Annotated in this window: 23 protein-coding genes; 15 read left to right on the top strand and 8 right to left on the bottom strand. The window is 41.1% G+C overall.

The genetic code is table 11. The features are described from left to right. Window positions 1-746: 746 nt before the first annotated feature. From C2M25_RS07865 to ihfA, 5 genes are all read left to right on the top strand, one after another. Window positions 747-1,802 carry a DUF2066 domain-containing protein gene (locus tag C2M25_RS07865; protein WP_105180816.1) on the top strand — a complete coding sequence of 352 codons (1,056 nt, stop codon included), beginning with the start codon at window positions 747-749 and terminating at the stop codon, window positions 1,800-1,802. Further along, window positions 1,802-2,512, top strand: a complete 711-nt coding sequence (gene hda, locus C2M25_RS07860) for a DnaA regulatory inactivator Hda (RefSeq protein ID WP_171038282.1) — start codon at window positions 1,802-1,804, stop codon at window positions 2,510-2,512. Before C2M25_RS07865 ends, hda begins: the two co-directional genes overlap by 1 nt. A 76-nt stretch (window positions 2,513-2,588) precedes the next feature. Then, complete coding sequence (gene pheS / locus C2M25_RS07855; protein ID WP_062568835.1) at window positions 2,589-3,569, top strand: phenylalanine--tRNA ligase subunit alpha; 981 nt, start codon at window positions 2,589-2,591, stop codon at window positions 3,567-3,569. Between the two features lie 15 nt (window positions 3,570-3,584). After that, window positions 3,585-5,972 (top strand): phenylalanine--tRNA ligase subunit beta, encoded by a 2,388-nt coding sequence (pheT, locus tag C2M25_RS07850; RefSeq protein ID WP_105180815.1) that lies wholly within the window; start codon window positions 3,585-3,587, stop codon window positions 5,970-5,972. 2 nt (window positions 5,973-5,974) lie between these two features. Continuing rightward, window positions 5,975-6,274 carry an integration host factor subunit alpha gene (ihfA, locus tag C2M25_RS07845; protein WP_002960690.1) on the top strand — a complete coding sequence of 100 codons (300 nt, stop codon included), beginning with the start codon at window positions 5,975-5,977 and terminating at the stop codon, window positions 6,272-6,274. Window positions 6,275-6,330: 56 nt separating this feature from the next. Here ihfA and C2M25_RS07840 read toward each other — a convergent pair whose 3' ends face one another. Continuing rightward, window positions 6,331-7,137: a DUF2989 domain-containing protein gene (locus C2M25_RS07840; protein WP_105174338.1), complete on the bottom strand. Its 807-nt coding sequence runs from the start codon at window positions 7,135-7,137 to the stop codon at window positions 6,331-6,333. A gap of 174 nt (window positions 7,138-7,311) precedes the next feature. Between C2M25_RS07840 and C2M25_RS07835 the strand changes: the two genes are divergently transcribed. The 9 genes from C2M25_RS07835 to ccoG all read left to right on the top strand — a co-directional run bounded on the left by C2M25_RS07835 (window position 7,312) and on the right by ccoG (window position 18,967). After that, entirely contained in the window at window positions 7,312-8,754 is a 1,443-nt protein-coding gene (locus C2M25_RS07835) for a glyceraldehyde-3-phosphate dehydrogenase (RefSeq protein ID WP_063704524.1), read from the top strand. A 201-nt stretch (window positions 8,755-8,955) separates the two neighbouring features. Then, window positions 8,956-10,083 (top strand): M14 family metallopeptidase, encoded by a 1,128-nt coding sequence (locus C2M25_RS07830; RefSeq protein ID WP_105180814.1) that lies wholly within the window; start codon window positions 8,956-8,958, stop codon window positions 10,081-10,083. Between the two features lie 284 nt (window positions 10,084-10,367). Then, window positions 10,368-11,870 (top strand): alanine/glycine:cation symporter family protein, encoded by a 1,503-nt coding sequence (locus tag C2M25_RS07825; RefSeq protein ID WP_063704528.1) that lies wholly within the window; start codon window positions 10,368-10,370, stop codon window positions 11,868-11,870. A 151-nt stretch (window positions 11,871-12,021) separates the two neighbouring features. After that, window positions 12,022-12,348, top strand: coding sequence for a hypothetical protein (locus tag C2M25_RS07820; protein WP_063706116.1), 327 nt, complete (start codon window positions 12,022-12,024; stop codon window positions 12,346-12,348). A 1-nt stretch (window position 12,349) separates the two neighbouring features. Further along, window positions 12,350-12,631 (top strand): YeaC family protein, encoded by a 282-nt coding sequence (locus tag C2M25_RS07815; RefSeq protein ID WP_063704530.1) that lies wholly within the window; start codon window positions 12,350-12,352, stop codon window positions 12,629-12,631. After that, entirely contained in the window at window positions 12,621-15,302 is a 2,682-nt protein-coding gene (locus C2M25_RS07810) for a DUF349 domain-containing protein (RefSeq protein WP_105180813.1), read from the top strand. The genes C2M25_RS07815 and C2M25_RS07810 overlap by 11 nt, the downstream gene beginning before the upstream one ends. A 55-nt stretch (window positions 15,303-15,357) precedes the next feature. Continuing rightward, window positions 15,358-15,915 carry a DUF1439 domain-containing protein gene (locus tag C2M25_RS07805; protein ID WP_063704534.1) on the top strand — a complete coding sequence of 186 codons (558 nt, stop codon included), beginning with the start codon at window positions 15,358-15,360 and terminating at the stop codon, window positions 15,913-15,915. 111 nt (window positions 15,916-16,026) lie between these two features. After that, complete coding sequence (locus C2M25_RS07800) at window positions 16,027-17,433, top strand: sigma-54 interaction domain-containing protein (RefSeq protein WP_105180812.1); 1,407 nt, start codon at window positions 16,027-16,029, stop codon at window positions 17,431-17,433. 151 nt (window positions 17,434-17,584) lie between these two features. Then, window positions 17,585-18,967 (top strand): cytochrome c oxidase accessory protein CcoG, encoded by a 1,383-nt coding sequence (gene ccoG / locus C2M25_RS07795; RefSeq protein ID WP_105180811.1) that lies wholly within the window; start codon window positions 17,585-17,587, stop codon window positions 18,965-18,967. Window positions 18,968-19,004: 37 nt separating this feature from the next. Here ccoG and C2M25_RS07790 read toward each other — a convergent pair whose 3' ends face one another. The 3 genes from C2M25_RS07790 to C2M25_RS07780 form a co-directional block, all read right to left on the bottom strand. After that, window positions 19,005-19,421 (bottom strand): hypothetical protein, encoded by a 417-nt coding sequence (locus tag C2M25_RS07790; RefSeq protein WP_063704538.1) that lies wholly within the window; start codon window positions 19,419-19,421, stop codon window positions 19,005-19,007. Window positions 19,422-19,606: 185 nt separating this feature from the next. After that, the gene (locus C2M25_RS07785) at window positions 19,607-20,512 is read right to left on the bottom strand and encodes a M14 family metallopeptidase (RefSeq protein ID WP_105180821.1); all 906 of its coding nucleotides are present in this window, start codon (window positions 20,510-20,512) and stop codon (window positions 19,607-19,609) included. Between the two features lie 63 nt (window positions 20,513-20,575). Beyond that, window positions 20,576-21,166, bottom strand: coding sequence for a hypothetical protein (locus tag C2M25_RS07780; protein WP_105174337.1), 591 nt, complete (start codon window positions 21,164-21,166; stop codon window positions 20,576-20,578). Between the two features lie 152 nt (window positions 21,167-21,318). On the opposite strand from C2M25_RS07780, the gene C2M25_RS07775 reads away from it, so the two are divergent. Further along, window positions 21,319-22,356, top strand: coding sequence for an AI-2E family transporter (locus tag C2M25_RS07775; RefSeq protein WP_105180810.1), 1,038 nt, complete (start codon window positions 21,319-21,321; stop codon window positions 22,354-22,356). 210 nt (window positions 22,357-22,566) lie between these two features. Here C2M25_RS07775 and C2M25_RS07770 read toward each other — a convergent pair whose 3' ends face one another. From C2M25_RS07770 to C2M25_RS07755, 4 genes are read right to left on the bottom strand one after another with little or no spacing between them, the layout of a single operon-like run. After that, window positions 22,567-22,983 (bottom strand): hypothetical protein, encoded by a 417-nt coding sequence (locus C2M25_RS07770; protein WP_105180809.1) that lies wholly within the window; start codon window positions 22,981-22,983, stop codon window positions 22,567-22,569. Further along, the gene (locus C2M25_RS07765; protein WP_105180808.1) at window positions 22,970-24,307 is read right to left on the bottom strand and encodes an ATP-binding protein; all 1,338 of its coding nucleotides are present in this window, start codon (window positions 24,305-24,307) and stop codon (window positions 22,970-22,972) included. The genes C2M25_RS07770 and C2M25_RS07765 overlap by 14 nt, the downstream gene beginning before the upstream one ends. Beyond that, entirely contained in the window at window positions 24,301-24,975 is a 675-nt protein-coding gene (locus tag C2M25_RS07760; RefSeq protein ID WP_063704548.1) for a response regulator transcription factor, read from the bottom strand. The genes C2M25_RS07765 and C2M25_RS07760 overlap by 7 nt, the downstream gene beginning before the upstream one ends. Before the next feature lie 2 nt (window positions 24,976-24,977). Next, complete coding sequence (locus C2M25_RS07755) at window positions 24,978-25,229, bottom strand: PepSY domain-containing protein (protein ID WP_063704550.1); 252 nt, start codon at window positions 25,227-25,229, stop codon at window positions 24,978-24,980. Window positions 25,230-25,338 lie beyond the last annotated feature (109 nt).

Here is a 25,338-nt window from a genome sequence, read left to right as displayed (position 1 = left end):
TATTTTAAATTCGAGCGAATGTTTGCGATATGGTTTTACTTTCATGGTTACTGGCTCCAAAAAGGTGTCTACTTTTATGGAGTCAGATCATTTTGTACAGAGTCACCCTCACTAACAACCCCGGGTAGGAGGCACTTCAGTGCCGAATAGACAGGAGACATCAGACGTCAGATATTAGAGGTCAGTTGATCTGTGGGGTTGTTTAGTAAAGAGTCACCCTCAGCAACAAAACCCCGTAGGAGGTACTTCAGTGCCGAATCCAGACCATAACAAACACATTCATGGCTAAATAGTTAGCGAGTTGCTAGTTAGCAAGGGTAAAGTTGAACTGTTTGGTTGTTTAGTAGAGAGTCACCCTCAGCAACAAAACCCCGTAGGAGGCACTTCAGTGCCGAATCTAGACCAGAACAAACATATTCATGGCTAAAGCCATTCCTACAAGTACACTTTACATAGAACCTAGAACCTAGAACCTAGAACCTAGAACCAGAGGAAGACGCAGCACCAAACACCCACACCGCGCGGCTGATCGCTGACGGCTTAAAGCTGATAGCTCTGTGTTGGATTTCACTTCGCTCTACCCAACCTACACCAGAACTTAAAACTTTACTCTTTCAACTTTCCCCTCGCTAACTATACTCTCGTAACTCACGAAGTTGCTCATCTGTCGTTCATTAAATTAACTTTGCTTTGTTTATGGCTTTGATTTAGGATCAAATCAGTTTAAAAGCAAGAACTAATGGCCTGTGTCTAGATTACTTATTTGTTTATTATTATTTTTTTCGAGTGCTTCAACCTTTGCTGTTGAGGTGACTAACCTATATCAAGATACTCTTAAAGTTGCAGACAAATCACGTGATGCTCGTTTGGCAGCAAGTCGTGAAGCGCTGCTAAATGTGTTGGTGAAAGTAAGTGGGGACACAAGCGCAGATCAAAACCCTGTAGCTAAAGAACGTACCCGCGACATTTCCGATTACATGCTCAAATTTGAATATGATGAAAAAGCAGATGGCAGTTTAAATCTAGTTGTTAAATTTGAAGCGAATAAAATTAATGCATTGATCAAAGATCTTGGCCTGCCTCTTTGGGGGACACGTCGTCCTTTAGTGGCTATCTGGTTAGCTATTGAAGATAACTGGCGCCGTGAACTGGTGACTCAAGAGTCATATCCGCAGCTTGAACAGCTTATATACGACAAAGCTGGCCGTCGTGGTTTACCTGTCGTTGTGCCACTGCTTGATTTAGAAGACCGTGCTATTGTTGGGATACCAGAAGTATGGGGTAATTTCTCTGAGCCGGTAGAGCGAGCGTCGAGTCGTTATAGTGCAGAGCGCAGTATTACTGCAAGAATGTACCAACAAGCAGATTCAGAAACCTGGATCCTTGATTGGCGTTTCACTAATGCGGAATTATTCGATACTAATCGTTTGATGGGTGATAAACAGCAAATTGTTGCAGATATGATTGATAGTCTAGCAGGTGGCTTAGCAGCAGAATATGCCATTGATCCAACGATGATTGGTCAACTTGCGACAGCAACCTTCTATCTAAAAGGTATCAATAACTTTGTTGATATTGAATTTGCTAAACGCCGTTTAGAGAGCTTAAGTGTTGTTACTCGTGCCGTAATATCTGTGCGTACACCCGATACCGTACAATTTACAGTAAATCACACAGGCAGCATGAACGACTTTAGAAAAGCGTTAGAACTTGATAATGCCTTTAAAGCGTATCAAGACCCGCGTGATTTTTACCAAGTGGTCAATAAAGACGAGCTTGAATATCAGTGGCAGGGGCTTTAATCGCAGTGCAAGAACCAATGCAAATGGCATTGCCAGTTACTTTGCCAGATGATGAAACATTTACTTCTTATTTTGGTGGCGAAAACTCGCTTGAAGTGAGCCACCTTAAAGATGCGTTCACAAAGCTGAGTAACAAATTTCAATATACCTATTTATGCGGTTTAGGTGATTCAGGTAAATCGCATCTGTTGTACGCGACCTGTATTCACGCTCAAGAGCGCGGTTTATCAACCATGTTACTTTCAATGCGTGAAGTGATTGACTACGGTCCTGTGGTACTTGAAGGTCTCGAAAACCTTGACGTGTTATGTATTGATGACGTTCACTTGGTGGCAGGCAACGATGCATGGGAGAAAGGATTATTTAACTTTTTCAATCGCTTCAATGAGCCTGGCAAATACCTTGTGGTCACAGCTGATTTATTACCTGACATGCTACATATCAATTTACCTGACTTAGTTTCGCGTTTGAAATGGGGCACAACATTACAGATCCGTTCAATGAGCGATGATGACAAAGCCGAAGCGCTCGTACGCCGTGCTCATATGCGTGGCCTTGAATTGACGGATGAGTGTGCGCGCTTTTTATTAACGCGATTAAGCCGTGATATGCGTGCATTATTGGACGTTTTAGACAAACTTGACCACGCCTCAATGGCTGCACAAAGAAAATTAACAATTCCTTTTATAAAATCAACGTTAAAGCTTTAGTAGGGCTAGAATCTAGTCCTTGCTTTCAGTTATCATTAGCTATTACAAAATCCTTCTGTGAAAGACCAGGTACTCAATGAACTTAGAAAATATTTTAGCGCAAGCACTTGAGGCTGTTGCCAGTGCGAACGAAATCGCGCAATTAGAAGATATCAGGGTTAATTACCTTGGTAAAAAAGGTGAAATCACCAACTTACTTAAAACGCTAGGCAAGATTGCCCCTGAAGAGCGTAAAGAAGCGGGTCAAGTGATTAACCAAGCAAAACAAGAAGTACAAACAGCCATTAACGAAAAGCGTGAGTTACTAGCAAGTAAGGCTCTTGAAGAGAAGCTAGCGGCAGAAACGATCGACGTAACTTTACCGGGTCGTGTTATGCCAACAGGTGGCTTACACCCAGTAACTCGTACTATTGAACGTATTGAAAGCTTTTTTGGTGAGTTAGGTTTTGCGGTTAAGTCAGGTCCTGAAGTTGAAGATGATTTTCATAACTTCGATGCGCTAAATATTCCTGAGCACCATCCTGCACGTGCTGATCACGATACTTTCTATTTCAACCCTAAGCTTGTGTTACGTACACAAACAAGTGGTGTACAAATCCGTACGATGGAAACTGAGCAGCCACCACTGCGCATCATTTCTCCAGGTCGTGTTTATCGTAACGATTACGACCAAACACACACGCCAATGTTCCATCAAGTGGAAGGCTTAATGGTTGATACAGATGTAAGCTTCACTGAGTTAAAAGGTATTCTGCACGACTTCTTACGTAACTTCTTTGAAGAAGATATGGAAATTCGTTTCCGTCCTTCTTACTTCCCATTTACCGAGCCATCAGCTGAGGTTGATGTTATGGGTAAAAACGGCAAGTGGTTAGAGGTATTAGGCTGTGGCATGGTTCACCCTAACGTTCTTAAATCAGTGGGTATTGATCCAGAAAAATACACAGGCTTTGCATTCGGTATGGGTGTTGAGCGCTTGACGATGTTGCGTTATGGCGTAAATGACTTACGTGCATTTTTCGAAAACGATTTAAAATTCCTAAACCAGTTCCGTTAAGAGTGAAGATATAAAATGAAATTTAGTGAAAAGTGGTTAAGAGAGTGGGTTAACCCAGCAATCGACACACAGGCTCTTTCGGAACAGTTATCAATGGCTGGTCTTGAAGTTGACGGTGTTGAGCCTGCAGCGGCTGAGTTCACAGGCGTTGTTGTTGGTGAAGTGGTTGAGTGTGGTCAACACCCGGATGCTGATAAGTTACGTGTAACTAAAGTAAACGTAGGTGGTGATGAGCTACTTGATATCGTGTGTGGTGCACCTAACTGTCGCCAAGGCTTAAAAGTCGCTGTTGCGACTGTTGGCGCTGTATTACCTGGCGACTTCAAAATTAAAAAAGCCAAACTTCGTGGTCAACCTTCACACGGTATGCTGTGCGCATTCGTTGAATTAGGCATCAGCGAAGAAGGCGATGGCATCATGGAATTACCAAGTGATGCGCCAATCGGTACTGACTTACGCGAGTATTTAAACCTGGACGACAGCATTATTGATGTTGACTTAACACCAAACCGTAGTGACTGTTTAGGTATTAAAGGTCTAGCGCGTGAAGTGGGCGTACTGAATAGTATTGATGTTAATACACTTGAAATCGCACCTGTTGCGGCGACGATTGAAGACAAAGTATCAATTGAGCTTGTAAATGATGATGCGTGTCCTCGTTATTTAGGTCGTGTGATCAAAGGTATTAACCTTGATGCAGAAACACCACTTTGGATGGTAGAAAAACTTCGTCGCAGTGGCATTCGCTCAATTGACCCAGTTGTTGATGTTACAAACTACGTGTTATTAGAGCTTGGTCACCCAATGCACGCATTTGATTTAAATGCAATTGAAGGTGGCATTAAAGTACGTAGCGCGAATGCAGGTGAAGAAATCGTTCTTCTTGATGGCAACACTGCAAAACTTAACGAGTCTACACTTGTAATTGCTGATCACAACAAAGCGCTTGCTATTGCAGGTATTTTTGGTGGTGAAAAATCAGGTGTAACGGAATCAACGTCAGATATCTTATTAGAAAGCGCCTTCTTTAACCCGGTTGCGATTGCTGGCCAAGCACGTAGTTACGGTTTACACACTGATGCGTCACACCGTTACGAGCGTGGTGTCGATTTTGCACTGCAAAAAGATGCAATGGAACGTGCGACAGCATTACTTCTTGAGATTGTTGGCGGTGATGCAGGCCCAGTTGTTGAAGCAGTCGCAACTGACAAGTTACCAAAAGTAACAGAAGTGCGTTTACGTCGTGAGCGTTTAGACCGCGTAATTGGCCACCATATTGATGATGCAAAAGTAACTGACATCCTAACGCGTTTAGGTTTAGACGTGAAAATTGTTGATGGTGTATGGAGTGCTGACGTACCTAGCTATCGCTTTGATATTCGTATCGAAGAAGACTTAATTGAAGAAGTTGCACGTGTTTACGGCTATAACAGCATTCCTAACGTTGCACCAACTGCTAAATTAAAAATGACTAACCATGACGAGTCACATGTTGCGGTCACTAAGTTCCGCAATACGCTTGTAACACGTGGTTACCAAGAAGCAATTACTTACAGCTTCGTTGATCCAAAAGCACAAGCAATTTTACACCCGCAAAGTGATGCGCTTGTATTGCCACACCCAATTTCGGTTGAAATGTCGGCAATGCGTGTAAGTTTAATGCCGGGTCTATTAGCGTCATTAGTTTATAATCAAAACCGTCAGCAACCACGTGTACGTTTATTTGAGCACGGCTTAAAATTCTTACGTGACGAAAATGCTGAAAACGGTGTAAACCAAGTTGCTGTTATCGGTGGTGTAATCTCTGGTCTTGCACACGGTGAACATTGGGTTCAAGAAAAGCGTAGCGTTGATTTTTATGACTTAAAAGGTGATGTTGAAGCACTTTTAGCAATTAGTAACGATTCATCACGTTTTGAGATAAAAGCAGAGCAGTCTGACGGCTTACACCCAGGTCAATCAGCGGTTATTTATGTTGATGGTAAAAAAGTTGGCTTCTTTGGTGCAGTGCACCCACAGGTGCAAAAGTCACTAGATATCAACAACACAGCATTTGTGTTTGAAATCGAAATGTCTGCACTAGAAAAAAGAAAATTACCAGAAGCGGTAGCAGTGTCGAAATTCCCGTCAAACCGCCGTGATATCGCGATTTTAGTGGAAGATCACGTAAAATCTGGCGATATTTTAAATGTCATAGAAAAAGTTGGCGGAAATCAATTGGTTGACCTAAACTTATTCGATGTGTATAAGGGCAAAGGTATTGAGCCAAATTATAAGAGTTTGGCGATTGCTCTAACACTGCAAGCGGTTGATAGAACGCTCGAAGAGAAAGATATCAATCAAGTAGTTGATAATGTGGTGGCCGCATTGGCCGAACAATTTAACGCATCGTTGAGGGACTAGATATGGCGCTTACTAAAGCCGACATAGCTGAACACCTATTTGAAAAACTCGGGATCAATAAAAAAGATGCCAAAGATTTAGTTGAAGCGTTTTTTGAAGAAATCCGCTCAGCGCTAGAAAAAGGCGAGCAGGTTAAGCTCTCTGGATTTGGTAACTTTGATCTTCGAGATAAGAAAGAACGTCCAGGCCGCAATCCGAAAACAGGTGAAGATATCCCTATTTCGGCACGCCGAGTAGTGACTTTTAGACCAGGTCAAAAGCTCAAGACTCGTGTAGAAGTTGGCACAAGCAAAGCAAAATAAGAAAAGGCAGCGTTAGCTGCCTTTTTTATTTGTTTAAAAACATTACTTGCGAGTGGCTAGAATCCGCGCGGCGACACAAAAGTGCCGGCTTGGATACTGTCGTAAGTTTTTTGTGCTAAATCATCTAGGCTGTCTAGGCTCTTACCAATGGCAGCGAGTTGATGTTCGATAGGTAAAATATCGACATTTTCATACCCTGATAATTGTGCCACGCGTGCAAAAGTGTATGCGTGCTTATACTTTTCGTGTTTGTAAAATAAGCTGACCAGAGTCGGGTAGATCTCTGGATTCGGTGTTTCACCTGCTTTATTTAACTCGAGCGTTTTGTATAGCAAATCAATGGTTTTTTCATCATCAAACTTCACGTAGTAGCTTGCCAAGAAAAACTGCATCTCAGCATCTTCGGTCACCCGTTTATCTTGTTTTTCTTCAAGGGCGAGTAGTTTAGTTAACGCTGATTGGTCGTTATTACGTGACCAATGGTAATACAACAAACCTGGATGGTTTGTATTTTTGGTATCTTGAAAAATACGTGTCATTTCTTTAATGCTTGTTAAATGACCTTCAACGCGAGAGGTGGTTTTTTCTTTTAGTTTTATATGCTCAATCTTGGCCGCAAGCGACACACACTGATCGTATTTCTCGAAATCTTTTAATAATTGGTATTTGTTTTCGTCTGTTGGCGACTTATATTCAACATAACGTTGAATGATGACCTCGGCACGTTGCTCTTTACAGTGACTGTCTTTATTTAAATCACTACAGAAGCCAGGCGTTTCGTCGCACACTTTCGCTAGTGTAAGCGGATCTTCACAGCCTGCTAATGCCAATAAACCAAGCAACACGCTTGCTCTTAATAACATTCCTTAACCTCAACTTAATTTGTACTACTTTATTCTAGCGCAATGATTTGTTCTGTAACAGTGGAGAATCGTTCGAGTTTAAATTAGAATACCCCTGCCTGAGATGTGTTGCTCTCAAATCACAACACATTTTTTAAGGCTATCCGTTCAAAATTGTTTAATTAGGTAAAAAAAATGACCTCATCTCACGAGTTAGAATACACAAGCAGCTGGCAAGAACGTCAAGATTACGCAGAAAGTATGCAACCTATCATTGGTAGACTTTATCGTAATCGTGGTATCGAAATCGCTGTATATGGCCGTCCTCTCGTTAATGCCAGTACAATCGATATCATCAAAGCGCACAAAACAGTTGCTCAGTTTGAAGGTACAAAACTACGTTTACGTGAAAGCTTCCCTTTCTTAGAAGCGATTAGCAAAATGGAATTAAACTCAGCACGTATCGATATTGGTAAACTAGCGTATGGTTATTTGTTTACAGATGCTGCAAAAGGTCGTTCAGTTGAAGAATACTTAACTGACGAATTAGCAGAAATCGCAAACTCAGAGCGCAAAGAGCCACGTGATGTTGTGTTATACGGTTTCGGTCGTATCGGCCGTTTATTAGCACGTCTATTAATCGAAAAATCAGGTCCTTATGCAGACTTACGTTTACGTGCAATCGTTGTTCGTGGCGGTAAAGACGGTGACCTAGAAAAGCGTGCAAGCTTACTTCGTCGTGACTCTATCCACGGTCCATTCAATGGCTCTATCACAATTGATAAAGAGCGTAACGCAATTAAAGCTAACGGTAGCTACATTCAAGTTATCTACGCTAACTCTCCAAGCGAAGTAGATTACACAGCTTACGGCATCGAGAATGCACTTGTTGTTGATAACACAGGTATCTGGAAAGACGAAGCAGGTCTTGGTCAGCACTTAGAAGCAAAAGGCGCAGCAAAAGTATTATTAACTGCACCAGCTAAAGGCAACATCAAGAACATCGTATACGGTGTAAACAACCAAGATATCAAACCTGAAGATAAAATTGTCTGTGCAGCAAGCTGTACAACCAATGCTATTACCCCGACGTTAAAAGCACTTAACGATAAGTTTGGTATCAAGAATGGTCACGTTGAAACAGTTCACTCGTACACAAATGACCAAAACTTAATTGATAACTACCACAACGCTGAGCGCCGTGGTCGTGCTGCTGCACTTAACATGGTTATCACTTCAACGGGTGCTGCAAAAGCGGTTTCTAAAGCTTTACCTGAGCTTGAAGGTAAACTTACAGGTAACGCTATCCGTGTTCCTACACCAAACGTATCAATGGCAATCTTGAACTTAAACCTTGAAAAAGGCACTACAGTTGAAGAACTAAATGCATTCTTACGTGAAACTGCACTTTACTCAGACCTTCGTGACCAAATCGATTACACAGCGTCTACTGAAATCGTATCGACTGACTTAGTGGGTAGCCGTTACGCAGGTGTTGTTGACTCACAAGCGACAATCGTAGATGACAACCGTGTTGTGCTTTATGTTTGGTACGATAACGAGTTTGGTTATAGCTGTCAGGTAGTACGTTGTATGCGTGACATGGCTGAAGTAACTTTCCCAAGCTTACCTCGCTAATAGCTAAAAAATAAACAATCTAGAAGCCAGCATTATGCTGGCTTTTTTAGTCGTGAAAGTTTTTGCAAATTTTCTTCATGTGGTAGGCTGTGCTACGTCTACACTAATTTACTAACAAAACGTTCTACCAAAGAGCGTTGACTTAATTCTTAACTAACAAGCGAATAGCTAAGAATTATTTTTAACCAATAGGTTTATAGAATGAAAATCACCAGCAATTTTGACAGTGGTAATATCAAGGTTATTGAAGCCGTTGATCCGCTGAATATTCAATTAGAAATTAATAAAGACAATCAGTCTGATTTTTTCCAGTGGTTTCACTTTCGTCTTGAAACAACGCCGTTTCAAAGCCATAAATTACACATTAATAACTTAGAAAACTCAGCATATCCTGATGGCTGGGAAGGTTATCACGCGGTTGCATCATACGACCGTCAAACTTGGTTCCGTGTGCCATCTGAGTATGCAAACGGCACGCTATCATTTGAAGTAGAGCCTGAGTGCGGCAGCATGTACTTTGCTTACTTTGCCCCATACAGCTACGACCGTCACTTAGATTTACTTGCATGGGTACAAAGCCAACATGCGTGTGAATTAGAAACATTAGGCGAAACCCTTGATGGTCGCGATATGAGTGTATTACGAGTGGGTATTCCTAGCAGTGACAAGAAAACAATCTGGATCACAGCACGCCAACACCCAGGTGAGACAATGGCCGAGTGGTATGTTGAAGGTTTGCTTCATAAACTACTTGATGATGAAGATCCACATGCAGCAGCATTATTATCAAAAGCCGTATTCTACATTGTGCCAAATATGAACCCTGATGGCAGTGTGCGTGGTCACCTGCGCACGAATGCTAAAGGCGTTAACCTAAACCGTGAGTGGCAAACACCGAGCATGGAAAATAGCCCTGAAGTATTCCTAGTGCTAAATAAAATGCGTGAAACTGGCCTTGATATGCACCTAGACATTCATGGCGACGAAGCTATTCCTTATAACTTTGTTGCGGGCAGTGAAGGTATCCCGGGCTACGATGACCGCTTAAAAGAGTTAGAAGATAGCTTTAAAGCTGCGCTTTTAACAGTAACGCCAGAGTTCCAAGACGAGCACGGTTACCCTAAAGATGAACCGGGCCAGGCTAACCTAACTGTTGGTTCTTCTGCTGTCGCGCATGAGTTTAATGCATTAGCGTATACAGTAGAGATGCCATTTAAAGATAACGATGATTTACCAGACCCTGATTACGGCTGGTCAGATCGTCGCTCGTATCAATTTGGTCAAGATACGTTAGCGGCTATCGTTAACGTGGTTGATAAATTAAGATAACGAACCTTACGGGCATCAGCAAAACTGATGCCCGTAATTGTATCTGCTAACTGAAAAATGACGGTGCAGAGCAGGATGCATCGAATGTTAACTAGGTAGGTACATTTGTCATATTGAAAATTAACTGTTAACAAACTTGGTTGGTTTAAGTTAATATCAATACGTTTAGCTGAGAGGTAATTTAATTTTATATTTATTTCTCACAGTCATCATGTCGCGCATTCTCACAAGCTCACGCTGAGTATCGTAACTAACAATAAAAAATATAATCATAGAGGATATCCATGGAAGCTTTAGTAAGCGCCGTTAATGACATAATTTGGAGTAATGCACTCATTTATTTATGTCTAGGTGCAGGTCTGTTTTATTCCGTTTTAACCCGATTCGCGCAAGTTAGACATTTTAAAGAAATGTGTAAGTTATTGCTTAGCTCTAATAATTCAGATACGGGTATTTCTTCGTTCCAAGCGTTAGCTGTATCATTATCGGGCCGTGTTGGTGTAGGTAATATTGCTGGCGTTGCAGCAGCTATTGGCTTTGGTGGTCCGGGTGCAATTTTCTGGATGTGGGTAGTTGCGTTCTTAGGCGCAAGTACTGCGTATGCCGAGTCAACCCTTGGTCAAATTTATAAATCAGAAGAAGATGGTCAGTACCGAGGTGGTCCTGCTTATTACTTTGACCGTTGCTTACAGCAAAAGTGGTTAGCTGTATTATTTGCAGTATCAGCGATTATTGCCTGTGGTGTATTCCTGCCGGGTGTTCAAGCGAATGCAGTCGGTAATGCATTTACACAAGTTTTCGGTGAAGGCACTCTCGTTAGCACCAGCTTTGGTGAAGTAGGTAGCTTTAAGTTAGTTGCCCTTGCAATCATCTTAATTGTGCTAGCGTTTATTATCTTTGGTGGCATTAAGCGTATCGCAAACTTCACACAAATCGTGGTGCCATTTATGGCGCTAGGTTACATCGTATTAGCGTTAATTGTGGTGTTCTTAAACTTAGATAAAGTACCAGGTATCTTCTCAATGATTTTATCTGATGCATTCACAGCACAAGCAGGCTTTGGTGCTGCCATTGGCTGGGGTGTTAAACGTGGTATCTACTCAAACGAAGCTGGTCAAGGTACGGGCCCGCATGCAGCTGCAGCAGCTGAAGTTGATCACCCAGCACAGCAAGGCTTGGTGCAAGCATTCTCTGTGTATGTTGATACTATTTTTGTGTGTACCGCAACGGCGCTAATGATTTTAATCACAAATCAATACAACATTGTGGGTGAATTACCTGCGGGTCAATTTATTGTGCAAAATGTTGATGCAGCAACAGAAGTAGGCTCAGCTGCTTTCACACAAATGGCGTTATTTAGCGTATTTGGTGGGTTTGGTGAAGCGTTTGTAGGTATTGCCTTATTCTTCTTCGCATTTACGACCATTCTTGCTTATTACTATATTGCAGAAACTAACGTTGCTTATTTGAACCGTTACTTCAAAGGTAATATTCCACTGGTTGCCGTGAAACTTGTGATCATGTTTATGGTGGCATACGGCATGGTAAATAGCTCTGGCTATATCTGGAACATTGGTGACATTGGCGTAGGCTTAATGGCATGGATCAATATTGTCGGTATATTAGCTATTTTCTTCGTCGCAAAACCAGCGCTTAACTGTTTACGTGATTACGAAGATCAAAAGAAAGCCGGTGGTGAAATTACTTTTGACCCAGTTAAATTAGGCATTAAAAATGCGACTTTCTGGGAAAAGCGTTTAGCTGAAAAGGCGAAAGAGAAACAATAAATCTGGTTTTTGAGTTTTTGTAGAGGATTTAGTTGTGCAGGTTTTCGAATCTTCACAATTGAGTGAAATTCAAATAAGACATCGACTCATAAAACAAGTACAATAAAGGGCGCCTAAAGGCGCCTTTTTTATGCGTAGTATGGAGAAAGATATGGCGATTATTAGTTGCCCGCAATGTGCAAAATCAATATCTGACAAACATAAACAATGTCCGCATTGTGAATGCCAAGTCACCGATCTAAGCAATGAGCAGTTGCAGCAAATGCAAAAAGAAACGCGTATTCGTAGACAACAAAAGTTTATGAATCAGTCTTTCCTCGCACTGATTTTATTTTTAGGGGGCTTTTTCTGTTTTTATTTTATGCACCCCGAAGCAAAATCTCCTGAGTGGTATGCCTATTCAGCGGCAATGGCAGTAGGTTTTGTGTGGTATATCATAAGCCGCATTTATTTAGTTGTTTTGAAAAAGAAAAAGTAACATGAATATTGATCACATCGTAAAAAATATCACCCCAGAAGTATTTGAACGTCTTCAGTATGGCGCCTCAACGGGTAAATGGCCCGATGGCACACCGTTAACTGACGAACAAAAACAACAAACCGTTCAACTCGTGATGCTTTACCAAGCTAAAGTTTCGCAAACCAATGAGCAGTTTACCATTGGCGCAAATGGTGAAATGGTGCAAAAGAGCAAAGCTCAATTGCAAAAAGAATTCGCATCAGAAAATGAAATAGCTAGGTTTAGTGAAAATGATCTTTAAACACCTGTTTACTCCGAAATGGAAGCACCCTAAAAGCCAAGTTCGTTTAGCCGCGGTTGAACGCCTTGATACAGAACGTGACCTTAGCATCTTAAATAGCATTGCCCTTGAAGATAGCTCAGCTGAGATCCGTAAAAAAGCCTTAAACAAAGTCAATGATCTTGTATTATGGTGGCAAGTTTATAAGCAAGACCAAGCACTTAAAGAAATTGCAGAGCAGCATATCAACCAAGCGGTTTTAAATACCGATAGCAAATTAGATGCAAATATCAAAAACGAGTTTATTGAGCGTTATGCGCCAGTAAAAACACTCGAAAAGCTAGCGTTTGCTGAAAAAGAAATTCAAGTTCGCGTTAAATTATTAAAGCGTTTAGCCAATCCAAGCCTAATTGATAAAGCCTTTAAAGAAGGCCGCGAAGAGCTGCAATTACAGCTTGTTGAGCTTGTTATTAATCACCAACTTGCAAAACCACTACTAAAACATGCGCAAGGTGAAGCACACACACAACTGGCGACTCACCTTGAGAATGAACGCTTAGCGATAGAAATGCCCGCCAAAGTAGAAGCAGATACACGCGTGGTATTGGCAAAGCTGAATGCGCTGCGTGATAAGCATGATTTTCAATTAGTATCGATGCAACATGCTGAATTATTACAGCAGTGGCAAGCTATCGAATTAAAGTGGCTGAGCGAAGAACAAGTCAGCACACTTGATAAAAAGTATTCAGCAATTACGCAAAAGCTTGAGTCTCATATTGCACAACTAAGCAAAGAGCACGAAGCTGCGCAGCAAGTGTTAGCTGAGCAACAGCGTCAAGTATTAGCGCTTGCGAGCCTTGAAGCAATTGGTGAAGAAATAGAAAACGCTTTGCAATTAGGCTTAGAAACGCCGGAGCAAATTCAGCAAGATTGGCTTGAGGCTAAAGTTGCAGAGGCAAAAGATACGCTAGCAGAGGCTAACTTAACGGAAAATCAAAATGTCCGTGATGTAAAACAGCACTTAACAAATTTATTCAATCAAGTTGAACAGTTACCGCAGCTAGTTAGCGCGATTGCTGAGTTTAAAGAGGCATTTGATAAATTAAACACAGTGGCAACGTCTGAAGACGAAAGCGAGTTTGATAGTCTAAAACAGCAGTTTGAGCATCAACAAAAACTTGCACGTAAAAAGCTGGCAAGTATTCCTAATCGCTTACAAGGTCGCTTTAAAGCAAATTTAGCTGAAGCAGTAAATAGCTGGCAGCAAGCGATGGCACCGCTTACTAATAAGTTTGAAAAGAACCAACAAGCAGCGAAACGTAAAGCCCGTGATGTAAAACGTTTAATTGAGCAAGGTCGTTTTAATGTTGCATTTGGTGTATTCAAAGGCTTTGAAGAGTTATATGCCACGCTTACAGAGTATTACAAGCAGCCATTAACTAGCTTAAAAGCTGATTTAGAAACACAATTAGCAGAAGCAAAAGATTGGCAAAAATACGCATCAGCGCCAAAGCGTGATGCATTACTCGTGGAAGTAACAGAACTTGCTGCAACTGAGTGTACTGACCCTAAACAACGTGCTGAACAAGTTAAACAGTTACGTCGTCGTTGGAATGAATTAGGGCGTCTAGATACTGATGCAGAAAAGCAACAAGGCGAGTTATTCGATCAACAGATTGAATTACTGTTTGCGCCGTGCCGCGAGTATTTTGCAGAGCAAGAGCAGCAACGTGAGCAAGCTAAAGCACAGCGTGTTGAAATAATCACGCAAATGCAGCAGCTTACTGAGCTAAATACTCAGTCTGACGAGTTCGATTGGAAGCAGTTTGAAAGTAAATTCAATCGAATTGCAAAAACATGGCGTTCAGCGGGTAATGTTGACCCTAAAACGTATCGTGAGCTGCAAGCACAATTCAAAGCTGCACAATCACAAGTACAATCTCAACTAATTGCATTTCATAAAGCAAATGCTGAACAAAAAGCAGCACTTGTTGAGCAAGCGACACTGTTATCGCAGAGCGATGATTTAGCGGCTGCATGCCAAGAACTTAAAGCGCTTCAACAAACGTGGCAAACAATCGGCTTTGCAGGAATGAAAGCTGAAAACACCTTATGGCAGCAATTTAGACGTGTTAATGACGACACTTTTGCGAAGCGAAGCGCTGAGTTTGAACAGCAAAAGCAAGTTCAGCAGCAAAATGATGAAGTTGCAGCAGCGCAGTTAGCTGAGCTTGAATCTGCACTTGAGGTTGTCGTTCATCTTGCACAGCTTAAAGATTTAACTGTTAAGCTGGCAGAGCTTGAGTACTCAAAAGCGTTATCAGCGCGTGTTGCTCAGTTAGAAGCTGCGATTAGTGCAAAAACAGCGCTAATTAGCAAGCAAGCTGAACAGTCTAAGTTAACGGCTTTATTTGCTGCTCTTGAGAGCGGCAGTGAACTGCCATCGCAGTTTCAAGCGTCATTAACGACAAACTTAAATGCCGGGCAGCTGTTAACACGTATCGAAATTCTGGCGGGCGTTGAATCGGCCGATAGTCAGTTACGTATGACAGAGCAAGTTGCGATGTTAGATGATAAACACCGTGGTGAGCACGCAGATGTTTATTATTACTTAAAGCAATTACTTGCAGTCAGTGAGGGTTCAGTTTCAGCTGACACACTAGCAAGGCTTAAAGCAATATTTGCAATTTAACGAATAAAAACCGCTTTTTATAGCGGTTTTTTTCCGTGTTTTTTTGAGGAAAACAATGAGAATTTTATTACTACTTACCTGTTTATTTTTAGGGGCTTGTAAAAGTACAGATCAAGGGATGTCGGTGTACTCGTTTACCAATTCAGAAATTGAAGCAGCCCTTGCTGATCAATTACCAAAATTAAGCGAACAAATAAAATTGATGGGCTTACCCGTTGATTTTGCTGTAAACGACCTAAGTGTCAATGTTGGCCCAGATAAGCGTGACGTGGTGGTTTTAGGGGCTGATTCTAGTGCTGTTATTAAAGCTTTCGCACTTAAGTATCCAGTACGCTTAAAGCTGCAAATCGAAGGTAGCCCATTTTATGACAGCGAGAAAAAAGCAGTCTTTTTACGTAATGTAAAATTGGTTGATACAACAATCGACACCGCGGGTTTCAAGGGCAGCTTAAACTTATTAGATGATCAAGCAATGCAAGTGATTAACGGCTTTTTAGCGGTTAACCCTGTCTATAAGCTAAATATGAATGACCCTAAAGTCGCATTATTGAGCAAATTACCATTAGATATGAAAGTATCTCAGGGTGAAATTATCTTAGTGCCCACACTGTAAAACTCTTTGATATTTTAAAGCGGCTTCACGCCGCTTTTTTTGTAATTGCTTGTTAAGCAAATTTAACCTTGTCATAATTACTCGTGATATTTCGCGAATTGAGTGATTGCTATGATCAAGGAATTTTTAAACGACCCCACATTATTGCTAAATGCTGTAGGCGAAGGTATTTATGGCTTCGATTTATCGGGTAATGCGGTTTTTGTAAATCCTGCTGCTGAGCGCATGACCGGCTGGAAAGCAGACGAACTCCTTGGTAAAAAAATACACCAATATCATCACCATACTCGTAAAGATGGCTCACCATATCCTGCAGATGAATGCCAAATATATTGCACTATGTTTGATGGCAAACATCGACATGTAAACGATGAAGTATTCTGGCGTAAAGATGGAAGCTATTTTGCTGTTGAGTATACTTCAACACCAGTCTATAAAAACGGTGCTTTGATTGGAGCAGTCGCGATTTTTCGTGATGTATCAAAACAGCAGCAAACAGAAGTGGCTTTACGTGACGCACTAGCGCAAGTTCAACATTTATCTGAGCAGTTACAAGCTGAAAATGCGTACCTTATTTCAGAGTTAAACGAAGATTGGCAAGACTCAGGTTTGGTCGGCCAAAGTCATTCGTTTCAAAGTATGCTCGAGCAAATTACCCTGGTAAGCCAAACCAATAGTACGGTTTTGATTTTAGGTGAAAACGGCACAGGTAAAGAGCTGGTGGCACGAAACCTTCACCGTTTGAGCAATCGTGCTGAGCAACCTTTCATAAAAGTAAACTGCGCGGCGTTTTCAGCCAACTTAATTGAATCTGAGTTATTTGGTCATGAGAAAGGGGCGTTTACCGGTGCTAATGAACGCAGAAAAGGGCGTTTTGAACTGGCTGATAAAGGCACTCTATTTTTAGATGAAGTGGCAGAGCTGCCATTAGAGGCACAAAGTAAATTACTGCGCGTGCTACAAGAGCAAGAGTTCGAGCGCGTCGGGGGCAGTCAAACCTTAAAAGTGGATATCCGAGTGTTAGCTGCAACAAATCGTAATTTGTGGCAAATGGTTGAGCAGGGCAGTTTTCGAATGGACTTGTATTATCGCTTAAATGTGTTTCCTATTCGTGTGCCTGCGCTTCGTGAGCGAAAAGAAGATATTCCACTACTCGCAGCAAATATTATTACGCAGCTGAATAAGCGCTTAGGTAAACAGTTAAAAGGGCTAAGCAAAGCAACACTCACCAAACTGGCGAATTATGATTGGCCAGGCAATATTCGTGAGCTACAAAATATCCTTGAGCGTGAAGCTATTTTGTCTAAGCAAATGGTACTGCAGCTTTCAGCACCTTTGAGTAACGAGCAATCAAATGAGCAGGTGGTTTCTCTTGATGCAGTACAAAAGCAGCATATTTGTGAGGTGCTAAAGCGCTGTAACGGGCAAATATCAGGTGAAAATGGTGCCGCAACCTTGCTGGGACTTCCAGAAAGTACCTTGAGATCAAAAATGAAAAAGCTAGCTATAAAACGGTAATTCGCGATATATCACGATCATTCGCGATATATCGTGCTTTTGAGGGGTTAAATGTGAATTTAGTCGTTTAATATCAATGGTTTATTTTTATTTTGTGTTGGCCTGATAGTTGCTCTATCAGGCTATTACCGACACAAAAGTAAGTAGCAAAATGAAATTTGATATTAAAGAGCAAGACTTAATCATCAAGCCCTACAACCAAGAAGGGCCAATTTATATTCGTGAGCAAAAGGGATACTTCCAACGCATCCGTCGTTATTTAGGCTGGGTGCTGATGCTGACATTTATCGCCATTCCGTGGATCCCCTATGATGGCCGTCAAGCCGTATTACTCGATGTAGCCAGCCAAAAATTTACCCTATTTGGTTTAACGCTGTTACCACAAGATTTTATGATCTTAGCCATGTTATTTATGACAGGAGCGTTTGCTTTGTTTTTCGTCACTAATTGGTTAGGGCGTGTTTGGTGTGGTTACACTTGCCCACAAACAATTTGGATGTTGATGTTTACTTGGGTCGAACACAAAGTTGAAGGTAATCGTAATCAGCGCATTAAACTTGATAAAGCAGATTGGTCAGTGAGTAAATGGCAAAAGAAAATCACTAAGCATGCAGCTTGGCTGGTGATCTCTTTGCTTACATCGATGTCATTTATGGCTTATTTCATCCCCGCTAAGTCTTTATACATGAGCTTATTTACCTTAGAAATGTCTGGGATTGTCAGCTTTTGGGTATTCCTGTTCGCATTTTGTACCTATGGCAATGCGGGATTCTTACGTGAAAAAATGTGTACTGTTGCATGTCCATATTCACGATTTCAATCAGTGATGTTTGATAAAGACACGTTAGTTGTTACCTACGATCAAGCGCGAGGGGAGTCTCGTGGTGCGCGTAAGCGTAAAGCCGATCCTAAAGAGTTAGGCTTAGGTGACTGTGTAGACTGTAATCTATGTGTCGAAGTATGTCCGGCGGGTATCGATATTCGTAATGGCTTACAGTATGAATGCATAAACTGTGGCTTATGTATTGATGCATGTGATAGCACTATGGAAAAATTCAACTATCAAAAAGGCCTGATCAAATACGCGTCTGAAAAACAAATGGAAGGCAAAGCGACCAACCCATTTAGGTTAAAACTGCTTGGCTATGGTGGTTTAACGGCGCTGTTTGTTGTGGGCATGGTTGTGTGGATGGCAATGCGTACACCTATAGAGGCTTCTGTCATTCGTGACCGTAATGCACTGTATCGTGTTAATTTTGAAGGCTTAGTTGAGAATCCATATACCTTATCAATTATCAACAAAACACAGCATAGCTTGAGCTATTCAATTGGTATCAGTGGTATTGAAGAAGCAAGCTTACAAGTACCAGATACCATTACGATTGAAGCAGGGCAGATGAAACGTGTGCCTGTCACTGTGGTTGCAGATGGCTACGAATTGAAATCAAAAGTAACGCCTATCAGTTTTCACATTCAAGCATTAGAAGATGCTGATATCACAATAACTAAAGAAACTAAGTTTTACCGAGATTAACCTCAATCACGGCTCCAGAAACGAAAATGGCTTGTTTTTAACAAGCCATTTCTGCGAATTCGAGCTGCTTCAGGACATACGCCTTAGCGCTGTCTAAATCATCAAATAAACAGTCCATTATTTGAATCGGTGATTGCGCTTGCGCAATGATGCGTTTCATCTGATTAAGCACAATAGACGAACTAAACATATAAGCAGTTGCGATACAATTAGTGCCGTGTAGAGCACGAAATAAATGCGTGAAGCCGCGTTCGGCATCAGGGGTAGTAGCAAGTAATTGGGTAGAATGACTAATATACGCCCACGGCTTTCCAGCTAAAGCAGAAATATGCTTTTTTAAATCGACTGCAAAGTCATTGACCAAACGTGCGTTAATATTACCAGAAAATTGCCCAATAATAATTGGACCATCAGTGATGATACTGACACTGCCATAGTGATTCTTAAATTCCAATTTGCTTCCCTTTTGAATTAAAAAGAGCGCGAATTTTATACAATTCTATGTATGTGTCTAGTTATTTAGTATACAAATTTTAAAAAACATAACTTTTTCATAAAGTTTGTATATGTGTAAAATTTATCTAGTTATTTAGGTTTGGGGTGGATAAATCATTCACCCCACATTTAAAATATAACTAACTATTTGTTAACAATATAGTTCAAAGCACCAGTAATTGAGGCGACTTGTGCATCAATACAAATTTCATCATTTGCGAGTGGACTATCAGGGTAAACCTCTGTTGTTGTGACATATTCTGCATCTGTTAAGCCCATACATAACCCCAGTTTTTTCGCTTCGTAATTAATTACACCAAACTGGGTTTGTGGTACACCAATCAACTGGTTATTCTCATCACTTGGTGCGATGTGGGTTACTTTTTCAACTGATTTTATAATCGCTGTTTGAAATGCATCATGCGGGCGCTCACTATCAGCGACAAGATAAAAGCCATCAGGGATGTTCCAGTTATCGTGTGTCGTGGCATCACGTGCAGCCAAAGCAGGGCGAAACTCACTATTATCAGTATCTGTTGTCTCATGCAGGTCAATATGCACATAAGGTGCGATTGCGTTGTCGGCTAAATACTGCATAATTGCTGCTGACTCTTCAGCCGGACTATCTGCATAGAATGAACGATTTGGATCCGTGGCATTTGGATTCCAGCGGTTAATCGTTTCATAACCCCACGGGCTAATACACGGAGCCACTAAGATATTAAATTCAGCAAAATAGTATTTTGCGTTTTTCTTAGCAAACGCTAAAGCACCGTGCACACCACTTGTTTCATAGCCATGCACACCACCGGTAACCAAGACAGTTGGTTTATCAGCGTGCCATTGCTTGCTCTTTAAAATGTAAAGTGGGTATTTGTCGCTGTCGTAACTTAATGCGCCATATTGCTCAATGTTGAAATCACTTGATAAAGAGTCTAGTTGCGACACAACATCATCTAAATAACTACGTTTTACTGTTTGTAACTCAAACCATGCTTTTTTATCTGCGTCGTTCCACGGTTTACCAGGGGTTCCAATCGGATAACTCATAAAATACCTTGTTTTGACTTGCTGCAAAACGCCAAGCTTATCTAAGCTGTTAAGCTGCTGCAACTAGATAAGCTCAGTCGTAAAGTTACCTTGCTCGTACAGCTTTGCATGATGGTGCTTATGGGTCTCAAATAAGTATTTACGCAGTGCATCTTCACCTTGGCACACTTGCACTATTTTTCCGGCAATTCCTTTGCTGGTCGTTCGTATTGGCTTCACACTAAGAATAATGTGATCTTCAGTAGGTAAATTAAATGCCAACAGTATCTCTTTATTAAGATCGGGTGATTGACGCTTTGGCTTGAGTAACACGCCTGTACTTGATAAAGACAGTATCTGAAATTGCTCTGTGTGAATTTCAAGTTCAGGGGTACGCCAGCTGCGTTCGATACCCTTAGTATCGATAACTTCTGGTGCGCTAAGTACGGGGATCAGTTGGCCATGTTCGTCATTAGTAAATTCAAGCGGAAACCACAACTGATAAATCCCTACTTCAGCCAGTAGTGTTAGTTTGGCATTGGTAAGTAAGCCGTTTAATTTATCAGGTAAATTGAGCCTAACAGACATTTTTGTGTCGGTTGGATCGCTGTTAGTCCGTTCAGCCTCGAATAAACGGTTGAAAAAAGTAAGTTCTTGGTCGGATAAATGTGCCATATAAAGCTCCTTTTAAAGCACGCTTAATTATATGTATCATAAATTGTTCAAATTATGCACGTATAAAGAGCATTAATTGTGCCAGCTGCTTTGAGATTTATTTTGCGGCGTATTTCACTTACACTGTTAAAAAAACTAACAAGGATTTTATTTTGTCGAGCCTGACTGGTGTAAATAAAAGTTTAGTGATATTTGCTGCTTTAGTCGTTGTTTTAGCGGGTATTAAAGCCGCAAGTGTGATTGTTATTCCATTTGTATTGGCGGCTTTTATTGCCATTATTTGTAATCCCTTAATCCGTTTCTTTGCCAAATACGGTATCCCTAAAGGGATTGCTGTTGTGTTTGTGATGCTGATGATCGTCGGTGTAGGGATAAGCCTTGCCGGGTTGGTTGGGCAATCTATGACCGATTTCTCTGAAAAACTGCCTGAGTACAAAGCACAACTAAAAGAAGAGTTTGTCTGGGTGGTTAATGTTGCCGCAAGTTATAACATTCTGATTGATAAAGAGCAGATCATCTCTTTATTCGATCCGGGTAAAATGATTGATGTTGCAACCAACATGCTGACTGGCCTTGGTGGGGTGATGGCGAATCTGTTTTTGATCATCTTAACCGTGGTGTTCATGTTATTTGAAGGACCTATGCTGAGCAAGAAAGTGCACTTTGCACTGGACGATCCTGAAATGAAAATGCAGCAAATTGATCGCTTTTTAGATTCTATTAATTCTTATCTTGCAATTAAAACCATGGTTAGCTTAGGCACAGGTATACTTGCAGGCTTTATGCTGTGGGCACTTGATGTTGATTACTTTGTACTGTGGGGTGTAGTGGCGTTCATGCTTAATTATATTCCTAACATTGGGTCTATCATTGCAGCTGTGCCTGCTGTACTACTTGCTTTGATCACTCAAGGCCCATTGGTTGCAGGGTTTATTGCTGGTGGTTATTTAGTGATTAATACCGTAATGGGAAACATTGTCGAACCGCGCTTTATGGGTAAAGGGCTGGGTTTATCGACGTTGGTGGTATTTTTATCATTAATTTTCTGGGGTTGGTTGATGGGTACCGTGGGTATGCTGTTATCAGTTCCATTGACCATGATAGTTAAAATTGCTTTAGAAACCAGCCAAGAAGGGAGATGGCTTGCTACCTTGCTTGGCAATGGCGAAGAGCTAAAACTTGAAGATTAAAAAAGGCGCTTAAGCGCCTTTTTATCTTTCAAAATGATTAAGTGTTATACCAATTCGCTTAATTAAATGGTCTATTTTGAGGCAATAAAACCTTGTTGATAACAAGGCAAAAATTTCGTTATTTAGTTGTTCTAAATCAGAAATTTTTAACGCAGGTAGCGACAGGTTTAATCCCTCAAAATGATTAAGTATTATTGCGGATTGGTATTATTACTTTAGAGGCCGTTGTAAAACCTGTATATGGCTTTTCAGAATTTCAATTTCACATTGCTTGTAGGCAATAGCAGCTTTCGTACCATTTGGCATTTTTTGTAAGTAGCGCCAGCGACAACTGTCTTCTAAATAACGCTCCTGGTTCTTGATGCTGCGATTGAATATAGGCAGCAATTGGCTGTTACCGCTATCTTCTTTAATTTTTTCAAGATCCATCGTGAGCTTATTAATCCACATCTTTTGGTCGCGATGCAAATCGGCAATAACTTGATCAAGACATTGAATGTAACGTTTAGTCTCATCTGTATTGTTACTCGTAAGCTCACAACTTTGCTCAGCTTGAGTATGCGCTGAACCAGCGCATAGGGCTAGTAGCATACCTTTAATAAGTAACGATTTTTTATTTCTTATCATTGTAATTAAACTCTAATATAAACTCAGCGCCCGCTAGTTTCTCTGCATCTTTAATGGTTAAGATGCCATTATACGAGTTGACTAAATCAGACACGATAGCCATGCCGACACCGTGGCCGCTTTCGTAGGTATCGAGTCTGGTACCGCGAGTCAGTAATGATTCACGCTTGTGTTCAGGGACACCTGGGCCATCATCACTAATGCTGAGCGTTAACTTTTTGTTCTGCTTAACCTTTATATCGACCTGTGAGCGGCAAGCTTTACAGGCATTATCGATTAAATTACCGAGTAGTTCCATTAAATCGGTTTTATCACCCAAGAAATAGTCTTTTTCTGTGACTTCACAGGTGAAAATAATATCTTTGTTGCGATAAACTTTGCTCATTGCGCTTAAGATTGAATCAATAACAGGCTTGATGTGAGTTTGTTTTTTCCAGGTGTCAGACGCACCTGTGGCAGCACGTTTTAATTGGTGTTCGATCATCACGTTGATGCGGTCTAACTGCTCTTGTGCATCAGCATCATTGGCCAAAGGACTAGATTTAAGCACCGCTAATGGTGTTTTTAATGCATGAGCAAGGTCGCTCAATGAGGCGCGATAACGCTCTTTTTGGCGCTGCTGTGATTCAAGTAATAAATTTAAATCGGCTTTAATGGTTTGCAGCTCAACTGGGTAAAGACCTTTAATTTGTTGGTTATCACCCGATTCAATGGCTTTAATTTCTTTATCGAGTCGTTGCAATGGTCTTGCACTCCAAACAAAACCAATCGCCATTAGCGCAGCAATGGCCACACCCATGACATACATCCAATTTACGAGTGTTTGTTTAAAGCCATCCATCAGCCTGAGTAGGGCATCATTACGCTTTAATAGAATAAAACGCGCATGCTCAGATTGGTCAATGTTTTCTAAAATAACGGTAAGCGTTAATTGCCAATACACAGTATTGTTATATTCAACACGGCGAAAATCCGCAGAGCCTGCAGGGGCTTCAAAGTTATCAGGAATAAAATTGATATTGGTAGCCGATTCAGAATACCAAACGGGTAAGTCACCGCGATAAATCATCGCGTAGGTATCTGAATTTAGTCGGTTTAGCTCTGGCGTTAAGATAGTACTTGGCATAACAATGCCGCGTTCAGTGAAATCGACTTCAGAGATTAATGAGTATAAGTGAGCTTCGAGGGTTTTTTCGGTCGCTTCGACCAAGGAGGCGTAGTAAGCCTTACCAATTGAGAAAAACAGAATTGGTAGGGCGACTAATAAAACAAAGACAAGGATAAATCCTTGCCTTACTTTAAGCGGTATCTGCGATGCTACCACTGACTTTTTAGCCTATAACCACGGCCGCGTAATGTTTCAACTGGGTTAAGGGTACCGTCAGGGTCAAGCTTCTTACGTAAACGCAACACGAATACTTCGATTACGTTTGAATCAAGATCGAAGTCTTGGTCGTAGATGTGCTCTGTTAGTTCAGATTTAGAAATTACCTTTTGTGGATTAACCATTAGGTATTCTAAAACTTTGTATTCGTATGCTGTTAAGCTAAGTTCTTTATCGTTTACCCATACTTGCTGTGAGCGAGTATGAATTTTGATAGGACCTGCTGTCATTTCTGGGTTTGCTTTACCTGCGCTGCGGCGGATAAGGGCATTACAGCGAGCGATTAGCTCTTCAACGTGGAAAGGTTTAGTTAGGTAGTCATCTGCACCTGCGTCTAAGCCTTCTACTTTATCTTGCCAACGGTCACGTGCCGTTAAAATCAAAATAGGAATGGTAATACCTTGCGCACGAGCTTTGGTAATTAATTCGATACCATCTATTTTTGGTAAGCCTAAATCTACCACCGCCATATCAAGCGGGTACTCGGTAATATGGAATAAACCAGCTTCACCATCGTGACAAAGGTCTACGCTGTAACGCTCTTTTTCTAGGGCATTACGAAGGTTATCTGCTAAGTGTAAATCATCTTCAATAACTAAAATTCGCATTCTTAATCCTTTTTCACTTCGCCAGTCTTTTTGTTCACATGGACATCAACCACGTGGCCGTTCGTTTTTAAAATTCTTACGGTAAATACTTTATCTTGCTCTGTGATTTTCAGGGTTCGGCCGTCTTCAGATTTTTGGGCAATCATCACAGCCTGCTTTTTAGTCACCTCTGGGGCTTGCTTCTTATTGGCATCAGCATGAAAGCTTGATAATGCAAATAAAAGACTAAAACTGAAGGCTAATACTATGCGCATGACGGGGAACTCCTAAACCAGACCCATTTAGTTTAATTAACCAATTAACTAAAATTCAAGTAATTACGTTAAATTCTGTAATTCGATAGCCAGATCTTAGTTAATAAGC

This window comes from Pseudoalteromonas sp. T1lg21, assembly GCF_002964625.1.
Lineage (GTDB): Bacteria > Pseudomonadota > Gammaproteobacteria > Enterobacterales > Alteromonadaceae > Pseudoalteromonas > Pseudoalteromonas gelatinilytica.
The sequence above is the reverse complement of the archived record's forward strand: the minus strand, read 5'-3'. Positions and strand labels throughout refer to the sequence as shown.